At 47.8% G+C, this 23,379-nt stretch carries 26 protein-coding genes; 23 read left to right on the forward strand and 3 right to left on the reverse strand.

The genetic code is table 11. The features are described 5' to 3' along the window. The first annotated feature begins 86 nt into the window (after positions 1-86). The 20 genes from ACHA8N_RS02160 (at position 87) to ACHA8N_RS02255 (ending at position 18,475) form a co-directional block, all read left to right on the forward strand. On the forward strand, positions 87-1,016 hold the full coding sequence (locus ACHA8N_RS02160; protein WP_147512199.1) for a mechanosensitive ion channel family protein: 930 nt from the start codon (positions 87-89) through the stop codon (positions 1,014-1,016). Beyond that, positions 988-1,176: a DUF951 domain-containing protein gene (locus tag ACHA8N_RS02165; protein ID WP_393964578.1), complete on the forward strand. Its 189-nt coding sequence runs from the start codon at positions 988-990 to the stop codon at positions 1,174-1,176. The genes ACHA8N_RS02160 and ACHA8N_RS02165 overlap by 29 nt, the downstream gene beginning before the upstream one ends. Before the next feature lie 254 nt (positions 1,177-1,430). Next, a complete protein-coding gene (gene ychF, locus ACHA8N_RS02170) occupies positions 1,431-2,531 on the forward strand; it encodes a redox-regulated ATPase YchF (RefSeq protein ID WP_147512198.1) in 1,101 nt (366 codons plus the stop codon). 123 nt (positions 2,532-2,654) lie between these two features. Then, positions 2,655-2,942, forward strand: coding sequence for a 30S ribosomal protein S6 (gene rpsF / locus ACHA8N_RS02175; protein WP_012371898.1), 288 nt, complete (start codon positions 2,655-2,657; stop codon positions 2,940-2,942). 23 nt (positions 2,943-2,965) lie between these two features. Then, positions 2,966-3,493, forward strand: a complete 528-nt coding sequence (locus ACHA8N_RS02180; RefSeq protein ID WP_012371897.1) for a single-stranded DNA-binding protein — start codon at positions 2,966-2,968, stop codon at positions 3,491-3,493. Between the two features lie 48 nt (positions 3,494-3,541). After that, positions 3,542-3,772 carry a 30S ribosomal protein S18 gene (gene rpsR, locus ACHA8N_RS02185; protein WP_012371896.1) on the forward strand — a complete coding sequence of 77 codons (231 nt, stop codon included), beginning with the start codon at positions 3,542-3,544 and terminating at the stop codon, positions 3,770-3,772. Between the two features lie 137 nt (positions 3,773-3,909). Then, a complete protein-coding gene (locus tag ACHA8N_RS02190; protein ID WP_147512197.1) occupies positions 3,910-5,895 on the forward strand; it encodes a DHH family phosphoesterase in 1,986 nt (661 codons plus the stop codon). Then, a complete protein-coding gene (gene rplI / locus ACHA8N_RS02195) occupies positions 5,892-6,335 on the forward strand; it encodes a 50S ribosomal protein L9 (RefSeq protein ID WP_147512196.1) in 444 nt (147 codons plus the stop codon). The genes ACHA8N_RS02190 and rplI overlap by 4 nt, the downstream gene beginning before the upstream one ends. Positions 6,336-6,354: 19 nt before the next feature. Beyond that, positions 6,355-7,707: a replicative DNA helicase gene (dnaB, locus tag ACHA8N_RS02200; RefSeq protein WP_147512195.1), complete on the forward strand. Its 1,353-nt coding sequence runs from the start codon at positions 6,355-6,357 to the stop codon at positions 7,705-7,707. Between the two features lie 218 nt (positions 7,708-7,925). Beyond that, a complete protein-coding gene (locus ACHA8N_RS02205) occupies positions 7,926-9,218 on the forward strand; it encodes an adenylosuccinate synthase (RefSeq protein WP_147512194.1) in 1,293 nt (430 codons plus the stop codon). Positions 9,219-9,457: 239 nt separating this feature from the next. Then, a complete protein-coding gene (gene yycF / locus ACHA8N_RS02210) occupies positions 9,458-10,165 on the forward strand; it encodes a response regulator YycF (RefSeq protein ID WP_147512193.1) in 708 nt (235 codons plus the stop codon). A 2-nt stretch (positions 10,166-10,167) separates the two neighbouring features. Further along, complete coding sequence (walK, locus tag ACHA8N_RS02215) at positions 10,168-12,018, forward strand: cell wall metabolism sensor histidine kinase WalK (protein WP_393964579.1); 1,851 nt, start codon at positions 10,168-10,170, stop codon at positions 12,016-12,018. Next, positions 12,015-13,328 (forward strand): YycH family regulatory protein, encoded by a 1,314-nt coding sequence (locus ACHA8N_RS02220; RefSeq protein WP_393964580.1) that lies wholly within the window; start codon positions 12,015-12,017, stop codon positions 13,326-13,328. Before walK ends, ACHA8N_RS02220 begins: the two co-directional genes overlap by 4 nt. A 6-nt stretch (positions 13,329-13,334) precedes the next feature. After that, the gene (locus tag ACHA8N_RS02225; RefSeq protein ID WP_393964581.1) at positions 13,335-14,171 is read left to right on the forward strand and encodes a two-component system regulatory protein YycI; all 837 of its coding nucleotides are present in this window, start codon (positions 13,335-13,337) and stop codon (positions 14,169-14,171) included. Positions 14,172-14,181: 10 nt separating this feature from the next. Then, a complete protein-coding gene (locus ACHA8N_RS02230) occupies positions 14,182-14,973 on the forward strand; it encodes an MBL fold metallo-hydrolase (RefSeq protein WP_026831603.1) in 792 nt (263 codons plus the stop codon). Between the two features lie 106 nt (positions 14,974-15,079). Further along, a complete protein-coding gene (locus ACHA8N_RS02235) occupies positions 15,080-16,372 on the forward strand; it encodes a S1C family serine protease (protein ID WP_393964582.1) in 1,293 nt (430 codons plus the stop codon). A 366-nt stretch (positions 16,373-16,738) separates the two neighbouring features. Then, complete coding sequence (locus ACHA8N_RS02240; RefSeq protein WP_012371885.1) at positions 16,739-16,900, forward strand: CxxH/CxxC protein; 162 nt, start codon at positions 16,739-16,741, stop codon at positions 16,898-16,900. A gap of 72 nt (positions 16,901-16,972) precedes the next feature. Further along, positions 16,973-17,452, forward strand: a complete 480-nt coding sequence (rlmH, locus tag ACHA8N_RS02245) for a 23S rRNA (pseudouridine(1915)-N(3))-methyltransferase RlmH (protein WP_012371884.1) — start codon at positions 16,973-16,975, stop codon at positions 17,450-17,452. Between the two features lie 116 nt (positions 17,453-17,568). Beyond that, positions 17,569-18,012: a hypothetical protein gene (locus ACHA8N_RS02250; protein ID WP_147512187.1), complete on the forward strand. Its 444-nt coding sequence runs from the start codon at positions 17,569-17,571 to the stop codon at positions 18,010-18,012. Positions 18,013-18,124: 112 nt separating this feature from the next. Beyond that, positions 18,125-18,475 carry a hypothetical protein gene (locus tag ACHA8N_RS02255; protein ID WP_147512186.1) on the forward strand — a complete coding sequence of 117 codons (351 nt, stop codon included), beginning with the start codon at positions 18,125-18,127 and terminating at the stop codon, positions 18,473-18,475. 216 nt (positions 18,476-18,691) lie between these two features. Here ACHA8N_RS02255 and ACHA8N_RS02260 read toward each other — a convergent pair whose 3' ends face one another. The 3 genes from ACHA8N_RS02260 to ACHA8N_RS02270 all read right to left on the reverse strand — a co-directional run bounded on the left by ACHA8N_RS02260 (position 18,692) and on the right by ACHA8N_RS02270 (position 20,439). Further along, positions 18,692-18,934, reverse strand: a complete 243-nt coding sequence (locus ACHA8N_RS02260) for a hypothetical protein (RefSeq protein ID WP_012371879.1) — start codon at positions 18,932-18,934, stop codon at positions 18,692-18,694. Between the two features lie 15 nt (positions 18,935-18,949). After that, a complete protein-coding gene (locus ACHA8N_RS02265) occupies positions 18,950-19,582 on the reverse strand; it encodes an HNH endonuclease family protein (RefSeq protein ID WP_028105361.1) in 633 nt (210 codons plus the stop codon). Positions 19,583-20,310: 728 nt separating this feature from the next. After that, the gene (locus tag ACHA8N_RS02270) at positions 20,311-20,439 is read right to left on the reverse strand and encodes a hypothetical protein (protein ID WP_393964583.1); all 129 of its coding nucleotides are present in this window, start codon (positions 20,437-20,439) and stop codon (positions 20,311-20,313) included. Positions 20,440-20,514: 75 nt separating this feature from the next. On the opposite strand from ACHA8N_RS02270, the gene ACHA8N_RS02275 reads away from it, so the two are divergent. The 3 genes from ACHA8N_RS02275 to ACHA8N_RS02285 all read left to right on the forward strand — a co-directional run bounded on the left by ACHA8N_RS02275 (position 20,515) and on the right by ACHA8N_RS02285 (position 23,378). After that, positions 20,515-20,694, forward strand: coding sequence for a hypothetical protein (locus ACHA8N_RS02275; RefSeq protein ID WP_119923403.1), 180 nt, complete (start codon positions 20,515-20,517; stop codon positions 20,692-20,694). A 125-nt stretch (positions 20,695-20,819) separates the two neighbouring features. After that, positions 20,820-22,016, forward strand: a complete 1,197-nt coding sequence (locus ACHA8N_RS02280) for a DUF4317 domain-containing protein (protein WP_026827054.1) — start codon at positions 20,820-20,822, stop codon at positions 22,014-22,016. 255 nt (positions 22,017-22,271) lie between these two features. Next, entirely contained in the window at positions 22,272-23,378 is a 1,107-nt protein-coding gene (locus tag ACHA8N_RS02285) for an alpha/beta hydrolase (protein WP_393964584.1), read from the forward strand. The last annotated feature ends 1 nt before the right edge of the window (position 23,379 follow it).

The following is a 23,379-nucleotide window of genomic DNA, read 5'->3' on the forward strand; positions in this document are numbered from 1 at the left end:
TCTAACGTCAAAATCGGTTCTTTGGTTGAAAGTCATTTAAAATCACGTATACTGTCGTAATAGAGAGAGAAGAAAGGATGAAGAGAATGGCTACCAATAAAGATGTACAGGATTCAGTCGCTCAGGTGGACCGGATTTTTGAACAGGTAATGGATGCAGATATGTGGATCCGTTTTGGACTTAAGTTGTTGATCGCCCTGATCATCATCGTCGGCTTTTATGTACTGATGCGTATTTTGACAGGGGCGGTTTCACGATTATTTACGATTCGAAAGATCAATGAACATGATTCTTTGGCACAACGCCAAAACGAGACGTTGTTGAAATTGTTGCAAAATGCGATTCGGTACGTCCTTGGAATCGTCATGCTCTTGACGGTGCTCAGTCAGTTCGGGATCAATATCACCGGACTTGTCGCCAGTGCCGGTATCGCGGGTCTTGCGATTTCGTTTGGTGCGAAAAACCTGGTCCAGGATATCATTACGGGAGCCTTCATCATCTTCGAACGTCAATTTAAAGTCGGTGATTTCGTCCGGGTTGGCTTGATTGAAGGGGTCGTCACGGAACTCGGAATCCGGACAACGAAATTAAAAGGATTGAATGGAGAAATCCATATCATTCCGAACGGACAAATCTTGCAGGTGACGAACTTCTCCGTCGACAACAGTTTTGCCTTAGTCGATGTTCAAGTTTCGTATGAAGAGGATTTGGAACGGGTCGAACAGGTGCTGCATCAAATTGCTAACGCAACGACGGAAAAATATACAGATATGTTTATTGAACCGATTCAAATGCTTGGCGTCCAGACGCTTGGACCGTCTGAAGTCGTTTACCGTCTGATGGCGGAAGTCCCGCCTATGCAACACTTCCAGGCAGGACGCTTAATCCGGAAAGAACTGAAACAAGGACTCGAACTGGAAGGAATCAAGATTCCATATCCACGGATGGTCATGATGAACACAGAACAAGGGAATGGTGGTCAAGCCGATGATGCCAAAAACGTACAATCTTCATGATTATGTCGAAATGAAAAAACAACATCCGTGCGGAACAAACCGTTGGCAAGTCATCCGTGTCGGAATGGACATCCGGATCAAGTGCCAGGGATGCGGTGCGAGCATTTTGATGCCGCGCCGGGATTTTGACAAACGCCTCAAAAAAGTATTGCCTGAATGACTGTGAAGGAGAATCCGGAAATGAGCCGGGTTCTTTTTTTGTTCATACAACAGGAAACAAGTCATCCGTTGCCTCAGACTACGAAAAAACGTACGTTAAACAGCCGGACTGTTAAAAAAGAACCAGCATCTCCTTGCTTAAAAAAATTGAACTATCTATAATTGTGAAAGATGTGCTGACGTGGTGTAATCATTCTACCCACTGCGGCCGCTAGCACGGATTTCCTAGGAAATACCGAAAAGGAGGAATTCCAAGTGGGATTAACAGCAGGAATCGTTGGCTTACCAAACGTAGGAAAATCAACACTTTTTAATGCAATTACACAAGCAGGTGTCGAGGCGGCGAACTATCCGTTCGCAACAATCGATCCAAACGTCGGTGTCGTCGAGGTGCCGGACGCGCGTCTCCGTAAATTGACGGAACTCGTCAATCCGAAGAAAACGATCCCAACGGCATTCGAATTCACGGATATCGCGGGAATCGTGAAGGGCGCGTCAAAAGGAGAAGGTCTCGGAAACAAGTTCTTGGCCAATATCCGTGAAGTGGACGCGATTTGTCAGGTTGTCCGTTGTTTTATCGATGAAAACATCACACATGTCTCGGGAAAAGTGTCACCGATCGATGATATCGAAACGATCAACCTCGAGTTGATTCTCGCGGATCTCGAGCAGGTCGAAAAACGCATTCAACGTGTTCAAAAACAAGTGAAGTCACGGGACAAAAATGCAGCTGGCGAACTCGAAGCACTCGAAATCGTTTTAGCGCTGCTGGAAGATGAAAAACCGGCACGTCTCGCTGAATTGAACGAAGATCAAGCGGCAATCGTCAAACACTTCCAATTATTGACGATGAAACCGATGCTTTACGTCGCAAACGTCGGAGAAGACGAAGTCGCGGACGCGGACAGCAACGAAAATGTTCGTTTAGTCCGTGAGTTTGCTGCTAAAGAAGGGGCGGAAGTCATCGTCATCTGTGCCCGGATCGAAGAAGAGATCGCTGAACTCGAGCCGGAAGAACGCCAAGAGTTCCTCGTTGATCTCGGAATCGAAGAATCAGGTCTTGATCAGTTGATCCACGCGGCTTACAACACGCTTGGACTTGCTACGTACTTCACAGCCGGTGAAAAAGAAGTTCGTGCCTGGACGTTCAAAAAAGGCATGAAGGCTCCGCAATGTGCCGGTGTTATCCACTCTGACTTCGAACGTGGTTTCATTCGCGCGGAAGTTGTCGCATACGACGATTTGGCAGCGGCCGGGAACATGGCGACCGTCAAAGAACAAGGGCGTTACCGTTCTGAAGGAAAAGAATATGTCTTCCAAGACGGCGATGTTGTCACATTCCGCTTCAACGTTTAAGAGAAGCAGACGAATCTTTATTGCATAAACCAAAATACTTTGATAGTATTAACAAATGTGAGTAATGAATTATTGCTCCTTGCTCGATGAATCGAGCCGCCAGTCCAAGAGGAGGTGACAGATATGCGTAAATACGAAGTACTTTACATCATCCGTCCGGAAGTTGATGAGGAAGCACGAAAAGCTCTAGTTGAGCGTTTCAACAAAGTCCTCACTGACAACGGTGGTACAGTTGAAAAAACAACTGAAATGGGTAAACGTCGTTTTGCTTACGAAATCAATGATATGCGTGAAGGTTTCTACGTTCTTCTTAACGTGACTGCTGAACCAGCAGCTACAAAAGAACTTGACCGTCTCATGAAGATCAGTGACGATATCGTTCGCTTAATGATCACAAAAGACGAGAAATAAGCTGAAACAGGAGAGTGATTCTGATGATTAACCGCGTCGTTTTAGTCGGTCGGTTAACTCGTGACCCTGAAATGCGTTATACGCAGAGCGGGATTGCGGTAACGCGATTCACACTCGCTTGTGACCGTCCGTTTACAGGACAAGATGGGAAGCGAGAAGCTGACTTCATCGATTGCGTCGTTTGGCGCAAGCAAGCAGAGAACGTTGCTCAGTATTTGAAAAAAGGGAGCCTCGCAGGAGTTGAGGGTCGCCTTCAGATTAGTAGCTATGACGATAAAGATGGTCAACGTCGTTATCGTGCAGAAGTCGTCGCGGATAGTGTTCGATTCCTAGAATCACGCAATGCAAGCCGTTCTTCCGATAGTGATAGCTACTCTTCAAATTCAAATACAGGTGGAAACGGGAATGCTGCAGGATGGGGTTCACAGCAACAGCAGAACAACTCTTCCTCGCCAGCACCCGCTTCATCTTCATCGAACTCGGGCTTCGGCGCTGATCCATTCAGCGGCGGCAGTTCGATCGATCTTTCAGACGACGATCTTCCGTTCTAATCGGGAACGTCGGACTGAAAAATTTACTCTAAAAAGGAGGTTAATCACATGGCACGTCGTCCAGGTGGAAAACGTCGTCGTAAAGTATGTTACTTCACGTCGAACCACATCACTCATATCGATTATAAAGACGTAGAACTTCTCAAACGTTTCATTTCAGAACGCGGAAAGATTCTTCCACGTCGTGTGACTGGTACTTCAGCGAAATACCAACGTCCACTTACAATCGCAATCAAACGCTCACGTCAAATGGCTTTAATCCCATACGTAGCTGACTGATTACGGTCCAGCGCTTTTCCTTTTCGGAGGAAAAGCGCTTTTTTTCGCATCGCTTTCAACCGGTCCTGCTTTTCGGTTATAATATACAAGTTAACGAATTTTTCATATGAGTCTATTTAGTATATAAGGAGGACGCGATGGGGTTAGGTCAACAAGTATCACCTGAACGGGAACAACGGTTATTTCGTTTCGTTCCGTATCTATTAATCCTGGCTCTGCTTTTTGTCGTTGCCGTCGATCACCCTGTTATCGCAGCGATCGGTGCCGTCTTGACGACTGGGCTGTTTGTCCTTCATTTGTTGGAGGAACGACGTGGTCGCAAGTCGTGGGAAAGTTACGTCGCCGGTATTTCGATTCAAGTCGAAGAGACCGGTCAAGATGCTTTGACGAACATGCCAATTGGAATTTTACTTTATGATGAAGAGGCACATGTCACGTGGTTCAACGATCCAATGCGTGAAATTTTTAACGATCTTGCCATGGGACATGCTTTAACAGATCTCGATCCGTTGTTTGTTGAAATGATCGCCGTCGATGAAGATCAAGCGACGCTTGAAATCGGAGAGTCGGTCTATCGGGTTTTCTCAAATAATGAAAACCGGACGTTTTACTTGTTCGATATGACGGAAGAAGCTCAAGTCGAGCAACAACTGGTCGACAATCAAACGGTCATCGGCGTCATCTATCTGGATAATTATGACGAGATGACACAAGGAATTGAAGATCAGCTCCGCAGCGAATTAAACAGCCGTGTCACGCAATTGCTGAACCACTGGGCGGCCGATCACGGCACCTACATCAAGCGGACTGCTTCCGACCGTTACTTCATCGTGACGACGGAAGAAAATTTACGGATTTTAGAGCGGTCGAAATTTACGATTCTCGATACAGTTCGTGAAGAAACGAGTCAACGGGGTGTCCAGTTGACGTTGTCGATTGGTATCGGATGCGGCAGTGATCCCATTCCGGCGCTTGGTCTGATGGCACAATCCAGTTTAGATCTCGCCTTGGGCCGCGGTGGCGACCAGGTCGTCATCAAGCGAGATGGGAAAGTCCGTTTTTATGGCGGTAAAACGAATCCGACCGAAAAACGGACCCGTGTCCGGGCGCGTGTCATCGCCAATTCATTACGGGACTTGATGCAAGAGTCGAGCCGTATCCTCATCATGGGGCACCGGAATCCGGATATGGATTCGCTTGGTTCCTCAATCGGAATTCTGAAACTGGCAGAGATGAACGATAAAGAAGCACATATCGTTCTGCCGGAAACAGAGATTGGACAGGGAATCCGGCGGATGATGAACGAAATCAGTCAGGAACCGAAACTTGAGACCCGGTTCGTCAACGCGTTCCAGGCGGATCAGTTGATTGATGATCAATCATTGCTGATTATCGTCGATACCCATAAACCGTCGCTTGTCGTCGTTCCGGCGTTGTTGGAACGGTTTGAACGGATGGTCGTCATTGACCACCACCGACGGGGCGAAGACTTTATCGAAGAACCGGTTCTTGTTTACCTTGAGCCGTACGCATCGTCGACATCAGAACTCGTCACTGAGCTGATTGAATACCAACCGACGAACGAAAAGCTTTCGATGCTCGAGGCGACAGCTTTGCTTGCCGGGATCATCGTCGATACGAAAGGCTTTACCTTACGGACCGGCTCCCGGACATTTGACGCCGCCTCGTATTTACGTTCACAAGGCGCTGATACCGTCCTGGTTCAAGAATTCTTAAGTCAGGATCTTGAGACGTATGTCGAACAATCGCATATTTTGGAGCGAACGGAAGTATACACTGCCGGGATGGCGATTGCGACGGCAGAGCCGGGTGTTATCCATGATCAAGTCCTGATCGCGCAGACAGCAGATCAATTGTTGTCGCTTCAAGGTATCCGGGCCGCCTTCGTTATTGCCGAGCTGCAGGACGGCCGGACGGCGATCAGTGCCCGATCGCTTGGAGAAGTCAACGTCCAGCTGATCATGGAGACGCTTGGCGGTGGCGGTCACTTAACAAATGCCGCGACACAGATGACCGAATCGGTCCTGACTGTCGCAACAGAATTACGAAAAGCGATTGACCACTATTTAGAAGATGAGACAAAAGGAGAGGAAACAGAATGAAAGTTATTTTCTTACAAGATGTAAAAGGCCAAGGTAAAACAGGGGACGTTAAAGAAGTCGCGGATGCCTATGCAAACAACGTATTGTTCAAAAAGAAATTGGCAAGACCGGCAACGACCGGCAACCTCAAGCAACATGAGGCACACGAGCGCAGAGCAGCCGAAGAAGCGAAACAAGCGTTACTTGATGCCCAAGCGTTAAAAGACAAGATTGAAAAAGAAACGATTATCGTCTCAACGAAAACCGGTGAAGGCGGTCGTGTCTTCGGATCGGTCACAAGTAAACAAATCGCAGACGAGTTAAAACAGATGGGCTACAAGATCGATAAACGCAAAATCGAACTCGAACACCCGATCAAAACACTCGGCGTCACGAAAGTACCGCTTAAATTGCACAATGAAGTCACAGCCACGCTCAACGTGCAGGTCAAAGAAGCGTGACTAGAAAAGGGGACCGGTGATGAGTGATCTAATGCAAAATACGCCACCCCAAAGCATTGAGGCGGAACAAGCCGTCCTTGGGGCGATCATGATCGATGCGGATCGACTGATCAGTGCGTCGGAACGATTATTGCCACAAGACTTTTATCGTGCGGCCCATCAACGGATTTTCGAAGCGATGCTCGTATTGTCGGATCGCGGAGAAGCGATTGATTTGGTCACAGTCACGGCCGAACTCAGTACACTCGGCGTTCTCGAAGAAATCGGTGGATTGACGTATCTCGGTGAACTGGCAGAGGGTGTTCCGACGGCAGCGAACATCAGTTATTATGTCAATGTCGTTGATCAAAAATCCACGCTTCGCCGTTTAATCCGGACAGCCAATGAAATCGTGACGGACGGATACGAACGGCAAAATGAAGTTGATGTCCTACTGAACGAAGCGGAACGAAAAATTCTTGAAGTCTCGCAAGGAAAAGGAAGCGCGAGCTTTATTCCGATTTCGGATGTCTTAACCAGTGCCTATGCGACAATTGATAAATTGCATAAACAAAGTGGTGAGACAACCGGAATCCCAACCGGATTCCGTGATCTTGACAAGGTGACGGCCGGTTTCCAGCGGAATGATCTCATTATCGTTGCGGCCCGTCCGTCTGTCGGGAAGACGGCTTTTGCACTGAACATTTCACAAAACGTTGCGACCCGCGCCGACGAAAATGTCGCCATCTTCAGCCTTGAGATGGGAGCGGAGCAGCTGGTCATGCGGATGCTCTGTGCAGAAGGCAACGTCGACGCCCAACGTCTTCGGACGGGACAGCTCGAAGATGAGGACTGGGGCAAGTTGTCGCTTGCGATGAGCAGTCTGTCTCAGGCCGGTATCTATATCGATGATACGCCGGGCATCCGGGTGAACGATATCCGGGCAAAATGCCGTCGTCTGAAGCAGGAACACGGTCTCGGGATGATCATGATCGATTACCTCCAACTGATTCAAGGGAACGGCCGTTCAAGTGATAACCGGCAACAGGAAGTCTCTGAGATTTCCCGGTCCTTGAAGTCGCTTGCCCGTGAACTCGAAGTCCCCGTTATTGCGTTATCGCAGCTGTCACGGGGAGTGGAGAGCCGGCAGGACAAGCGGCCGATGATGTCCGATATCCGGGAGTCCGGAGCGATCGAGCAGGATGCCGACATCGTCGCCTTCTTATACCGCGATGATTATTACAATAAAGAAACGGAAGATGCGAATACGATTGAGATCATTATCGCCAAACAGCGGAATGGTCCGACCGGTACCGTCAAACTCGCATTCCGGAAAGAGTTCAACAAGTTCGTTGACCTTGAACCGAATAATTCGTATGCACCACCTGCTTAAATCCATTCCATTCTCCTCTGCCGATTATGGCAGGGGAGTTTTTTAAATCGTTATGTTCGAATATCTTGAAGAGAAAGGAAAAAAGTGATTTAAAATCGTCTTTTAAACGAACGAAAAAGAAATGTAACAATTAATTGTTCGGTATTTGGTTGACTTCTGTTTTTTTCCGCGTTACACTTAGTCGTGGTTTTGAATCGTACGTGGAGGTGGATGAGAATATGTCATCAGTAGTAGTAGTCGGAACACAGTGGGGCGACGAAGGAAAAGGGAAAATTACCGATTTTCTTTCGAAAAAAGCCGATGTCGTCGCTCGTTATCAAGGTGGAGACAACGCAGGACATACGATTGTATTTAACAATGAGACGTATAAGCTGCACTTGATTCCATCAGGGATCTTTTACTCAGACAAGAAATGTGTCATCGGGAACGGTTTGGTCGTCAACCCGAAATCGCTCGTCAAGGAATTGAAGTATCTGCACGATCGTGGTGTTTCAACAGATAACTTACTTATTTCAAACCGGGCACATGTCATCTTGCCATATCACCAACTGCAGGATCAGCTCGAAGAAGAAGCAAAAGGCGATGCAAAGGTCGGCACGACACTCAAAGGGATCGGACCGTGCTATATGGATAAAGCAGCACGGATCGGAATCCGGATGGCGGACTTGCTCGATAAAGAAACATTCGCTGAAAAACTGAAAATCGTCCTCGAACAAAAAAATCGGATGTTCACGAAGATGTATGACGCGGAACCGATTGCGTTTGATGATATTTTCGAAGAATATTATGCATATGGTCAAGAATTCGCGAAGTATGTCTGTGATACATCGGTCGTCGTCAATGACAGCCTCGATAAAGGCGAAAAAGTCCTGTTCGAAGGCGCACAAGGTGTCTTACTCGACCTTGACCACGGTACGTATCCGTTCGTCACATCATCCAACGCATCTGCTGGCGGCGTCGCCTCAGGCGTCGGTGTCGGTCCAGCCCGGATCGATCATGTCGTTGGTGTCTGTAAAGCGTACACGTCACGTGTCGGCGATGGTCCTTTCCCGACAGAACTGTTTGACGAGATTGGTCACCAGATCCGTGAAGTCGGTCGTGAATACGGTACGACGACAGGTCGTCCACGCCGCGTCGGTTGGTTTGATTCGGTCGTCGTGCGTCACTCGCGCCGGACAAGTGGTTTAACAGACCTTTCGCTCAACTCGATCGATGTCCTGACAGGAATCGAGACGCTCAAAATTTGTACGTCGTACGAGTTTAACGGCAAACAGATTGACGAGTACCCAGCAAGCTTCCGTGATCTTGAAGCGTGTGTGCCGGTGTATGAAGAGTTACCGGGCTGGAAAGAAGATATCACGCATATCCGCAAGTTTGAGGATCTGCCGATCAATGCACAAAACTATGTGAAACGAATTGCTGATTTGACAGGCATCTCACTCGTGACATTCTCAGTCGGACCCGGACGGGAACAGACGGTTGTCCTGCGTGACCTGTACGAAGAAGCGTAATTCTTGAAGCAGTTTCAGATTTCAAATCTGGAGCTGCTTTTTATATATGACTAAGCGAAAACATTCACAAAATGAACGAAAAAAGCGTATACTAAAAGTAATGTTTCACGTGGAACGACGAGCGTGGACGAGTCATGTAGTCAAGCGAGTGGCGCCGGGAGTTTCCGTCGCCACCTTTCTATATGGATTAAAAACAGGTAAAATAGATTGAATAGAAATTTTCTAAGGGGGAACACCCAGTGACGGAACGTAAAATCCTCGTCGTCGATGACGAGCAACCGATTGCCGATATATTAAAATTTAAATTAGAAAAAGAAGGATATAGTGTCGCCGTAGCAAACGATGGTGTCGAAGCACTCGAGAAAGTTGAAGAGTTCAAGCCCGATCTGATTCTTCTCGATATCATGTTGCCACTGATGGACGGCATGGAAGTCTGCCGTGAAGTCCGGAAAACACTGGATACGCCGATCATCATGTTGACAGCGAAGGATTCTGAAATCGATAAAGTACTCGGACTCGAACTTGGAGCGGATGATTACGTCACCAAACCGTTCAGTTCACGGGAATTATTGGCCCGTGTTAAAGCCAATATGCGAAAACGCGGACGGGAAGAAAAACCGACGACGGACGATCCGGATGATATTACGATTGGTGAATTGACGATTCATTTGAACTCACATACGGTGACGAAGCGGGAAGAAAAAATCGAACTCACGCAACGTGAATTCGAACTGTTGCATTATTTAGCGAAAAATATCGGGCAAGTCATGACGCGCGAGCACTTGTTGCAAACGGTCTGGGGCTACGATTACTTTGGAGACGTGCGGACGGTCGACGTCACAGTGCGCCGTTTACGGGAAAAAGTTGAGGACAACCCAAGTACACCGATTTATATCATGACCCGCCGTGGTGTCGGCTATTATCTCCAAGACGGGGAGAATGAATAACGATGTTAAAAGGAACGAACTTCTTTAAATCGATCCAGTGGAAACTTGTCGTCATTTACGCATTGTTGATTTTAGTTGCGATGCAGGTCATTGGTGTTTACTTCGTTCGTTCTCTTGAAAAGCAGTACATTACGAACTTCTCAAAATCTGTTGAGGACCGGGCCGGACTTGTCGCGTACAACGTCGGTAAGGAATTCGATAAGACAGGCGATGATGAGACCTCCAAACGGCAGTTGTCTGAATCTCTTGGACAACTGCTGTCTGAGTTTAGTAGTGGCTCCACTTCAAGAAACGATATTCTCGAAGTCCAGATCATTGATCAGGACTCGATCATTCAAGCGACGTCTGACGAGGACAATCAGTCGGCGGTCGGACAACGGGCGACGAACTCGTTGATCAAAAAAGCACAGGCGACGAGTTCGTCCCGGATTGATACGGTTCTTGACCCCGGAACGGAAGATAAAATCCGGATTTTCGCGGTTCCCGTCACATCGGAACGAACCGGTGCGACGACCGGTATGATTTATGTCCGGGCTTCGATGGAGTCGATTTACGCGCAGATGCAACAAGTCACACGCATTTTAGCAACGGGGACAGTGATTGCACTTGTCATCACCTCGATTCTCGGGGTCCTGTTATCACGGACGATCACCCGTCCGATTTCGGATATGCGGCGCCAAGCAATCGAGATGCGTCGCGGGAACTTTTCCCGGAAGGTTAAAGTCTATTCGGATGATGAAATCGGTCAGCTCGCGCGTTCGTTTAATGAGCTGACGGATGAGTTGCTCGAAGCGAACGCGACGACGGAAGCGGAACGGCGGAAATTGACGAGTGTTCTTGAAAATATGACGGACGGCGTTATCGCCACGGACCGGACGTTACGTGTCATCTTGATGAACGATCAGGCGAAAGATATCGTCGGTGTGGATGAGACCGGTGTCGTCGGAACAAATTTGAAAGATTTACTCGCCTTGGGCGATGACTTCATGATTCCGGAAGACGGAACGATGCCGCCGCGTCTGCTTGATTTCAGCAGCGAGGATGAACTGTTCCTAGTCCGGGCCTTCTTCTCACCGGTCAAAAAGCACAGTGGACCGATTACCGGAATGATCATCGTCCTGCATGATGTCACGGAGCAGGAACAAGTCGAACAGGACCGACGCGAATTCGTCGCGAACGTCAGTCACGAACTGCGGACACCGCTGACGACGATGCGCAGTTATCTCGAAGCTTTGGCGGAAGGGGCATATCAAGATGAAGAACTGGCTCCCCGTTTCCTCGAGACGACACAAAATGAAACGGAGCGGATGATCCGCCTTGTCACGGATCTCTTACAACTGTCAAAAATGGACAGTAAGGAATACAAGATGAACAAGGTGCGGTTTGATTACATCCAGTTCCTCAATGATATCCTTGACCGTCATGATATGACGAAACCGGAACGGATCCGCTTCCGCCGGAAAATCATGAAACGGAAAGTCTATATCCGGGGAGATCAAGATAAGTTGATTCAAGTTGCGGATAATATTTTAACGAATGCGATTAAATATTCGCCGGAAGGCGGCACGATCACGGTCCGGACAATGTTGCGGGCAAAACGGATTGTCATCAGCATCAAGGATGAGGGTGTCGGTATTCCGAAGGCGAACCTGCAAAAGATTTTTGAACGGTTTTACCGGGTCGATAAAGCCCGTGCCCGTAAAATCGGAGGGACCGGTCTTGGTCTCTCGATTGCGAAAGATGTCGTCTCGGCACATGGCGGCGACATTTGGGCAGAAAGCGAGTGGGGACGCGGCACGACGATTTACTTTACACTACCGTATGAAGTGATTGAAGAGGTGGATGCCGGATGATCAAACAGCGGCTGAAATCCATTGCCTTGATTCTTCTTGTCAGCGGCTCGATTGTACAGACCGCGATGCTTTGGACTTATCATCCAAGCAGTGAATCGATTGAACAAGAACAGGTGTCGTTTAATGAAATTGATGCCTCGAAAACAGTTGAAGGGAATCAGCTTGTCAATCCGGAACTGGTCGTCTACTCGAACGGTGAAAAAGCGTATCAGACGCAAATCATCGGTCGGACGATCCTGAACCGGATCGGGGCATCCTTCGATATCGGTGTCCTCGTGTTGACCGATAAGGCGTCGAATATTCCGGTCAGTAAGCGGAATGTCGAGATGATTTTCCCGACGCCGATCAGCGCGCAGATGCTCGAGGAGTTACTCGGCGAAAAACAAATTGCCATGTCCGAGCCGATCAAACGGCTTTATCTGCTCGATTACGACGGTCCGATTCTAAGGCTCGAATCGACGAACGGACGATTCAAGGACTTTAAATTGATTGGTGACGACAGCGTTTTAAAACGACTATTCGCCTATGATAAGAAAAAACCGATGACGAAAGTCGAGCTCAAGGGCGGGGACTACACCTATGTTCCGAGTATTGCCCCGAAGCTTGAGGAAGTATTCGTCTACGATGATATTTCAGAAAATCCAAAACCACTCAGTCGGATTGAGAGTGCCTTTTTTACAGAAAATTCGAATGTCCAGCAAATTAAAAGCCGGGACGATCTTGACGTTTTGACGGACGGTGTCAGTGTCTCGACCTATGACCGGGATTACAATGCGTTTCGTTTTAATACGTTATCTCCGAACACGCAGACTTCTTCCGTCGACTATAGTACCGTTGTCAGCTATATCAACATCCACGGCGGATGGCTCGATCCCGTGACACAACGCAGCGGATTCCGCTATTATTTTGATCAGATGTCAAAAGTCGGTGAAGAACAGACGGCGACGTTCCGTTTGTATTTGAACCGCTATCCGGTGTTCGGTGAAGCCGGTCCCTTGCTTGAGCAACCTGATTTTGATTTAGCAACGATCAAGGTGACGTTTGAAGAGAATCAAATCCGTGCGCTCAGCCGGAGCATGCTCCGGGCAGACCGGAAACTGTTGCTCCGCGAAACGACGTTACCTTCGATCGAGGAAGTCGAACAACAACTCGAAGCAAAGGGCCTCCGGAACGAGATGACCGGCATCCGGATGGGCTATGAGATGACGTACGAAATCGATACCAGCCGATATGCCTTGTTTAAACCCACTTGGTTCATGAAACGAAGCGGAAAATGGATTCCGTTCGAAACTGTCGGAAAAGAAGGGTGAGGGATCATGGATTGGAATAAAGCAAAAATGTTATTGATTCTGACGTTCCTGATCCTGAACGTCTACCTGGCCGTTCAACTGATGGATCGGATGATTGATCCCCGGATCGTCACGACGAATGCGGACGGAAAAACCGTTTTGAAAGAACGAAAGATTGATGAGAAAAAATTGCAACCGGTTTCCAAAGAAATCGGCTATCTGACGGCAGAAGTTGATACCAGTTCCTTGGCGCCCAAAATCGGATCGACGATTAAAGATGCGGTGACCTCTGTTAAAAATCAAAGTGAGTGGTCGGTTCGGCTGACGAAGCCGTATCCGCTCGAAGCGAAGGCGATGCGTGACTCAGCAACTGCGTTCGTTCAGTCCGCGGCTGCCTACGGGACGGATTATACATTTTGGAAGTATGACAGCAAACACAACGAGATGACGTTCGTTCAGACGTATAAAGAACAACCGTTGTATTCGACGCCGCAACAGTCCCGAAAAGACGATGCGATGATTGGTCCGTCGTTACTCGTACTGCAATTAAACGATCAAAAAGAAATTGTCAGTTATAAGCAACGTCACTTAAACAAAGTCGTCCGTCAGGCCCAAGATGTCACGTTATTGTCCGCGAGTGAGTCCGTCATCCAACTGTCGGAGCAAGGTTTGTTCCCGGCGTCAAAACGGATGACGAGTCAACAACTCGGCTACTTCTGTCTCGTGACGGAAGGAACGAAATCGGTTCAGATTCTACCGCCGACGTGGCAGATTGAACTGAACGGAGAAGAACTGTATTTCGTCAATGCGATTGACGGCGGAGTCCAGACCATCGAACGGCTTGATACCGTTTCAGAGAAATGAGGAATGCACGATGAGCCTACACTACAGCGTTCTTGCCAGTGGCTCGACGGGGAATGCCCTCTACATCGAAAGTGAACAGACCCGCCTGCTCGTCGACGCCGGCCTGACCGGAAAAGCGATGCTCGCCCTGTTCGACCAGATCCACCGGTCACCGGATCAGATTGACGGTTTGTTCGTCACCCACGAACATTCGGATCATATCAAAGGCGTCGGCATCATGGCGCGGAAGTACAATATCCCGCTCTATGCGAACGAAAAGACGTGGGCGGCGATGGAAGCGAAGATCGGCAAGATCGATCCCGCACTGAAGTTCCTGTGGGAAGTCGGCGAGGTCAAACAGTTCGGCGACATCGAAGTCGAATCGTTTAACGTCAGTCATGACGCGGCCGATCCGATGTTTTTCCAGTTCGCCCACGAGGGAAAACGGCTGGCGCACATCACGGATACGGGTTACGTCTCGGACCGGATGAAAGGCGTCATCCGTGGCGCCGACGCCTATATTTTTGAAGCGAACCACGATATCGGGATGCTTCAGATGGGGCATTACCCGTGGAGCGTCAAGCGGCGGATCCTCGGCGATTACGGTCACGTCTCGAACGAAGACGCGGCGATCGCGATGAGCGAAGTGCTCGACGACCGGACGAAACGGATTCATATGGCCCACTTGAGTAAGGACAACAACATGAAGGAGCTGGCCCGGATGAGTGTCTCCCAGACGCTCGCGAGCCGCGATGTCGACCTCAGCAAGATCCAGTTGCTCGACACCGATCCCGTCATTCCGACGCCGCTTTTGAAGCTCTGATTATGGGAAATTACTGAATATGCTCAAAAGACCCCCACATTTGGCTAACTCGCCACGTGATGGGGGTATACTTGTGTAAAGAGAGTTTAGAAGGAGGCGTGTGTCGATGGATCGACCAGAAGAACCACGGAACGAATCAGATCAGCCTTACGCATCGACCGATGAGACAAGCGGCTTTCCGCCGCGACGACCAAGTGAAGACGAGCCGGTCAGTCCTTATCGTGAATCATATGAAGAAGAATCACCTGCACCAAAACGCCGCGGCGGCGGAAAAGCCTTTTTTGTCGGCTTGATCGGCGGGATCATCGGGGCGCTGTTGATTGCCTTGATCGCCTGGCCGTTCGTCCGTGACGAGATGACGGGTCCGGCACCGGTCTCGACGGCAACACCGGAACAAGCGGCATCAAACGCGACGGAATCGGAAAACGATATCGTCGGCGCCGTCAGTCAGACGAGAGAAGCCGTCGTCAGCGTGACGAACCTGCAAAACTCATTCCAAGGCGGTGCTCAAGAGACGGGTGCCGGATCCGGTGTCATCTATAAAAAAGATGGCAATAAAGCCTATGTCGTCACGAACTATCACGTCGTCGAAGGAGCCAGCCGATTGTCGGTCACGTTATCGGACGGAACGGCACTGGAAGCGAAAGTCCTCGGAGAAGATCCGACGTACGATTTAGCCGTGTTGTCGATTGATGCTTCAAAAGTGACACAAGTCGTGAAGCTTGGGGATTCGGACACGTTACGTGCCGGGGAGACGGTTCTTGCAATCGGAAATCCGCTCGGAATCTTTGCGAACTCGGTCACACGTGGTGTCATCAGTGCCCAGGAGCGGACAGTTCCTGTCGATACGAACAAGGACGGGCAGCAGGACTTCAACACCGAAGTCATTCAGACCGATGCCGCAATCAACCCGGGTAACTCAGGCGGCGCACTGATCAATACATCCGGTCAATTGATTGGAATCAACTCGATGAAGATTGCGGAAGCAAGCGTCGAAGGGGTCGGGTTTGCGATTCCAATCAACGAAGCCTTGCCAATCATGCGTGATCTCGAACAAAACGGTGAAGTGATTCGCCCGCAACTCGGGATTCAGATTCGTGACGTTCAGGAATTCCCAAGCGGGTTCCGGGAAGATCGTCTGAAGTTACCGAGTGACGTCAACCGCGGGATTGTCGTCGTCGGTTTGACAGGCAACAGCGGGGCGGAAAAAGCAGGAATGAAAGAAAATGATGTCATCGTTGAGATCAACGGCAAGGACATCAACTCGTTTGCTGATCTAAAAAGTGTCCTATATCGGGATGCGAAAGTCGGCGACAACGTCAAAGTGACGTTCTACCGGGGCGGCGAGAAGCAGACACTGGATGTCAAACTGTCGGCGCAAGCGGCGACAGTACAATAACAGATTCAGATCAACTACTCGTATACGTGCGGGTAGTTTTTTTGTGCACAAAAAAGATGGTCTCTCCGGTTCTCATCGTGATTCGCTGTCACGCGCTTTCCTCAGGCGAGGAACAAGCCGCGGGCTTACTTGCCTGTCGGCGTCGATGCCCGGTTCTCGTTTTCCTCTGACAGCGCGGGCGAGCCGCGCTTTTTCCTGTAGGAGTCGCGTGCAGCGGACACGATGAAGGGATTGGTCGTGAGAGGGAAACCGATCAAGAAGTACCTCCAAAGAGGAGGTGTGGATAACTTTTTTCAGTGAGGGAAGTCAATTTTTGTTATACTGGTAGCGGATAAATGTGGATAACTTAAAAGGAGGAAAAGATCTGTGGATAAATATGTCTGTTTAGAACACGTCGAGTTAGCGCTCGACGAAGTAGTCGATGAAACGGAAGAGTACCCGATTTTGGAAGAGGTGCCGGCAGAGAAAAACGTCACGTGTGAGTACTGTGACCAGCCCGCGACATATCTTGTGTCAAGCAAAAAATAATTATCAACATGTGGACATGTGGATAACTCTGTGGATAACTCCTGAATTTTCTGTCAGAAAGCGAGAAAAATGATGCAAATTACCATTATCACGGTCGGAAAGCTGAAAGAGAAGTACTTGAAGCAAGGAATTGCCGAATATACGAAACGTCTTGGCGCCTATTGTTCGATTCAAGAAATCGAGGTGCCGGACGAAAAAGCACCGGAACAACTAAGTGACGCCGAGATGCAGCAAGTGAAGAAAAAAGAGGGCGAACGGATTTTAGCGAAGATTGGACCGGACGTTCATGTCTACGCACTTGCTATCGAAGGAAAGCAACGGACGAGTGAACAGTTTGCGACAGAACTCGATCGATTAGCGACGTACGGCAAAAGTAAAATCGCGTTTGTCATCGGTGGATCGCTTGGTCTCGCACCGGAAGTCATGCAACGAGCAAACGATACGATTTCGTTCTCGAAGATGACATTTCCCCATCAATTGATGAAGATGATTCTGTGTGAGCAGATTTACCGGGCGTACCGGATTAATCGGAATGAACCGTATCATAAGTAAGTTCAGTCTATACAAAAGACCATCCCAAATGCTGTTACGCAATTGAGATGGTCTTTTGTATAGCATAGCTTTTCTGACAAGAAGAGATGATCAAAAAAATGCACCGGAGGTAACCTATGAACTGGATTGAACTAAAAGAGGAATCAGAAATCAGGGAATTACTTGAGGACTTTGGTTATTTTCATGACGGGTGTTTGAAGGAAATGCATATGTGGACCGAAACGTATGTTGATGAGAATCTGACGATGGCTGCTCCAAGCGGATTAGATACAAACGTCAAACTGTTATTTCAACGTCAGTTCAAAAACCCGTCTGCGATTGAATTATGGTTTGAAGGTGTAACAGGAATTCATATCCTTCCGACACCAGAAAATTTCCCCTCGATAATTTTTGAGGCTGTCATTTTAAAACAGCATGATACTTATTACTGGTCAGATGATATTGATTTCGATCCGAGCAATATCGAACAGAACGTAAGCTGGATATCAGCTAAAAAACTTAGATGGAGAGAAAGAAATGATTGGATGGGAAAACAGCAGCGATATGAGAGTAAGGAATAAAAATGAAGAACCTTTTATTTTAGGATTTCGTCAATTACATTTAGAACATATTCAAGTCAATAATAAATAAAAAGTCCACTTGAAAAAATAACCGGTGAGGTGAGAAGGCATCATGTCATGGAAACACCAGATGTATTTACATATTTATGCTCAGCATACCAATCATCAAGAATCCTTTATTGTTGGCAATAAACAAGCATTATTGAAATTAAAAGATTTGATCGATGAAGCGCTGGTTGAAACTACAGCTGCTGAAGGCGGCTTTTTCTCATCAGATGATGAAGGGTACGAAGTTTACATTGGTCTGGTCAAAAATGAGGAAGTGTTTCAGTCATTGGAAATGCCCTATACGGAGCAGTTTGGAGATTGGAATGATCAAAGACATTTTATCAATTTGAAAAATGATCCTAATGCACCTTATGATCCGATGATACTTTTCAATGAAACAAAACAAAAAAAATAGTATCGATTCTGCTATTTTGATTATTAAAGTAGGAGTAGTTTTTCTACGTTTTTCTTTTTAGTTGATAGCGCTACGATTCATCTAAATGTGGAGACAATGAAAAAAATGGACAATTGCGGAATATGTCCAGCAGAATGTCTAATTCAATCCAAAACACATGTAGGACTGACAGCGAGGTCAATTCCACATGTGTTTTTTGTAGGATATTCAATTTTTTTATGTTCGTTCCAGCACCGTCGCGAGCATCCGGTGCACGACTTCATGGTCGCGGACATCATGCAACTGATAATCCTTGCCGGGTAATGTGTAAACGTCGGTTGAGCCAACATAGGAGATGGCGAGTTCGAGTGTGCCGTCTTCCTGGCAGGTCGTCCGTAATTCCAGTTCGCCGCTGATGACGCCGACTTCATTCGTCATCACACCGTGCGTGGCGGTAAACGTAGAGGTTTTCGTTTCCATCGAATCGACTCCTTCTTAGTATGTACAGGTGTTCAGCATCGTTTGCAGTGCTGTTTTTTCAGAGGATTGGAGACTTAAGCCCCAACGGCTTTTCGTGTTGATCCACATCTTCGAGTAGGCACAGCTGGCGCCGGCACGGGTTGGTTTCCATGTCGATGGATCCTGGTCACCCTTTGAACGGTTTGAGCTTGCGGAGACGGCAATCAATTGCGGACCGTTGAGATCGTTTGCGAATGCCTGACGTGTCGTTGTCGTCCAGCTGCTTGCACCTGAACGCCATGCTTCCGCGAGCGGCACGACATGATCGATGTCGAGATCGGACGGGTTCGTGAATGTCAGTCCATCATAATAACTGTACCATGAGCCGGACGTGACCGGACAGTTGCCGACGTAAGAATCCGCGTCGCGTTTCAAGACGACTTGACGGGTGTCACACCCGCTTCCTTGGCTGCTCCAATGGGGGAACAGATCACGGGAGTAACCGGTCATTGTACTTTCGGTCTTGACTGTCAGTGCGTTGAGCTCAGATTGAGCCGTCGCTTTTGACGGGATGCCGGACGGGAGTGCGGAAACGGGTGAGAGGTCGAACTGAAACGCAGTGAGAAACAAAACAAACGATACGGCGAGTAGCTTGATTTTCTGGAACATGAATTGCCTCCTCTTATGTAAGTATGATGAGAGAATCCTCTCAACTCACTCAGTATGCCATCGAATATTTTGGATAGGGTTAAAATAATGTAAACATTACAAAAGTTGAATACTTTTTACCGAAAATATTTTTCTGGAATTAAGCCTAAAGTAACAGAGAAATAAATTACTTAAAAATTAAAATCAATATCGGATCAAAACGAAGTGAATGATTTAAAAGTACAGAGACTTTTAACATAAAAAAGCACCCGATACTGGGATGCTTTGGTTACAGACTTTTATCGTGTGCTGATCGTTTTTTGAAAAAATGGACGACTAAAAAAACTAGAACAATGTTTGATAAAAAACCAAACGAATCAAAGAAAGCATCTAAGAGTGACATTTTTTCCAGCGAAATGCGTATAAAAAACAAAGCGATCGAGCTTACTAACACTACCAAAAGGATGGTCAGAAGAGAACGATTGGTAAAAATCAAGCCGAGAACCAGGAAGACTGACACGAGACCGATGATTTGAGTCACCATGAGACACCTGCTTTCATTTACATGATCTGTATGTATGATTTTTTCCTTAGTTGAACTTTTTTTAAACAAATTTCTATCGAACCGGTATCATCGAAGAATGATAATGGGAAAATAAGGAACTTTTAAAAGAGGGAAACGTATTGATTCAGGAAGGGAATGAGAATATGAAAAAAGGTTGAATTTATCCGTCACATCCATCGCTCTTTTAACCGGTTTGGCGTTCGGGGTAGTCATTTCGCTTGTCTTCGTTCAACGTCATCTCAACTCGATTCAGATTGAATCCATTGTTGAGCAGGCAGACGAACGAGGTTTTGGCTACGAGTTGGTGATCCATGAACCAATCACGAATTCCTACAGTTTTAGAGCATTCGAAAAAAATAAATAGTATCATATCGAAAGGAGAAGTCCATTGAAAGCCATCAGTCAATTTTTACTGTTCTACGCCGTCACGGTGATGATCATTTATGTCGTGTCGATCTTTCTGCCGGTCGCGTTAAATTTCATCGTCTACTTTTCCATCGCATTGCTGATTGTTCTTGTCGGTTATCTGATCAAACATTATTTATTCAGTTCACGAGCGAAGAATTGAACTCTGTCAGCGAATCTGATTCAAATCTTGTATAGTAAAGGGGTACCTCTGTTCGATTTGAACAGCAGGCACTCCTTTTTTAGGAGCCACGAGGAATTCAAACGCCAAGGAGCTGAGACCGTACCATGAACAAACAAGACATCAGTGATATCCGTCGCCATTTTAAGGTCGACTCGGAACTACTTAAAATCAACGAAATTTATAATGTATATATCCGCAAAGAAACGAGTGAAATCTTCTATGAAGAAAGCCGACCGTTCGCCTTTCTTGAACTCGAGCAGCAGGAATTGTTCCTCGCGAACTTCAAGAAAGTCCTGACCGGGAAACTCGACATCAAGCTGTTTGAGGTCAAGTTCCAGCAACCGGAAGAAGGCGCGACCGGACATACGCAACAACTGTTGTACGAAGGGCTATACACGGAAGAGACGGAAGACTGGACGGAGCAGATGCAACAGATTGCGCTGAAGATGGTTCAAGACGTGCAGTACGAGAACGATATCGTCGTCACGTTCATCCGGGGACAGTATTACAAAACGACGAAACGGCAGGCAGACGAGACGGAAGTGGATAAGAACGATGAAGTCTATACGACACCGTTTATTCTCAGCAGTCTCAACCAGACGGAACTGCCGAAACAGTCGCTTGTCTTCGACTATGTCGATCTCGAGTTCAAGTCGAACCTGCTGATCAATCCGGTCATCAAACTGGCGTCACCAATCGGCGGCTTTTTATTCCCCTGCTTCACGGATAATGCGGCGGACGTCAACCGTGTCCTTTACACAGCAAGCAAACCGAATAAACCGGACCTGCTGTTTATCGAAAACGTCCTGAACGGTGATCAAATCGTGACGGCGGAAGAAGACAAAGCGGTATTTGAAGAGATCGTCAAACTGGTCATCGGCGAATCGGTAGATTCAAAAACGCTTGCGGGTGTCTATGAGGAAGTCAATCATCTGCTCGTCGTTGAGGACGAAAAGGAAGACGAGCCGGAAGATATTCCGATGCTGGACGTCAAAGAAGTCGAACGGGTCTTAAAAGCGAGCGGCATCGAAGACGTCAGTACGGAACAGGTCGAACGGGCCTTTAAGACGGTCATCGATGATACGACGTACGAAATGAAGGCGAGCAACATCGTCCCGAACTATGAAGCGAAATCGATTAAAATCAATACGAAAGTCGCGAATATCTCCGTCAGCGCCCAGGATTTGAAGTACATCAAGCAGGTCAATTACAACGGCAAACAATGTCTGCTGATCGAGGTCGAGGAAGATACCGTCATTGACGGCTTTACACTCGTTTCGGAAGAAAATATTTTAAGTTAAGTCAAAAAAGCCACTCGTTTCACGTCATTCCGACAAGGAAAACACGTGAAAGACAAGTGGCTTTTTTTGAATCATCCAGAATGATTGATTAATCGGATAAAGATGCGTATGATTGGTTTTGTAAGCGGTATCTTTTAACGAAAAGAGATATCCGATATTTTTTTTATTATTTACGAAAGCGGTTTCGATACTTATTTTTACAAATGAATGACCTCTTATAAGCACGTAAGGAATTCGATAAAAGGAGGAAGAAACATGGGACAGAAGTATCAGCAATTGATCGACCGGTTAGCGGAAAAAACAGTCGGCGAACAGCAAGATGGCGTTGAAGTCGTCATCAAACCGGTGCCAGACCGGACGGAAAGCGGCGTACTTGATCCGCGCGTTTTGGAAGTCATGATGCAGCAGCAACAAGACAGTTCGCCAACAGTACCGTTTTCACTTGAAGCGGCGCGGGCTGGGATGGGTTGGGTCAATACCGATCTGACGACGACAGACATCACGACGGAAGACATCATGATTCCAAGCACCGAGCAACCGATTCCGGCACGAATTTACCGCCCCCAATCGACGGAACCGTTACCGGCGGTTGTCTATTTTCACGGAGGCGGCTTTTTCGGCGGGACACTTGATCCGGTCGAGCATCCTTGCCGGTTGCTGGCAGAACGGGCCAATGTCGTCGTCATTTCGATTGATTACCGGCTCGCACCGGAACATCCATTTCCGGCCGGTCTGAACGATTGTTTCACGGCCGTCACATGGGTCTACGAACAAGCGGAGGCACTCGGGATCAACCGCGCACAACTGGCTGTCGCCGGTGACAGTGCCGGCGGAAACCTGGCGACTGTCTGTACCCTGCTTGACCGCGAACAACAGACACAGATGATCCAGTACCAAGTCCTGCTCTATCCGGTCGTCAATCTTGCCGGCTTACCGACGGATGATTTCAAGTGGCGTCTTGACGCCTACGAAATGAACGAGAATCGGGAGTTGCTTGAAGGGATCGTCACCGCTCTTGCAGACACGGATGGCTTGTTGAACCGCTTATATCTGCAAGGAACGACGGATGTGCAGGATCCACATGTCTCGCCACTCTTCAGTGACAAGCTGGCAGGACTGCCGGAGGCGCTGATCATCACGGCGGAATACGATTATCTTCGTCTCGAAGGTGAAGCGTACGGGCGGAAACTCGCGCGGGCCGGCGTCAAGACAAAACGGATTCAGTATAACGGCATGGATCATGCCTTCATCGAAAAACTCGGACAGTATCCGCAAGCGGAAGATTGTATCACGGAAATTGCGAACGGTCTTCAGAACCGTTTTGCGGTAATGAAATCTGATACGAACACCATAGGGGGATAAG

Source organism: Exiguobacterium sp. S22-S28, from assembly GCF_043359615.1.
Taxonomy (GTDB): Bacteria; Bacillota; Bacilli; order Exiguobacteriales; family Exiguobacteriaceae; genus Exiguobacterium_A.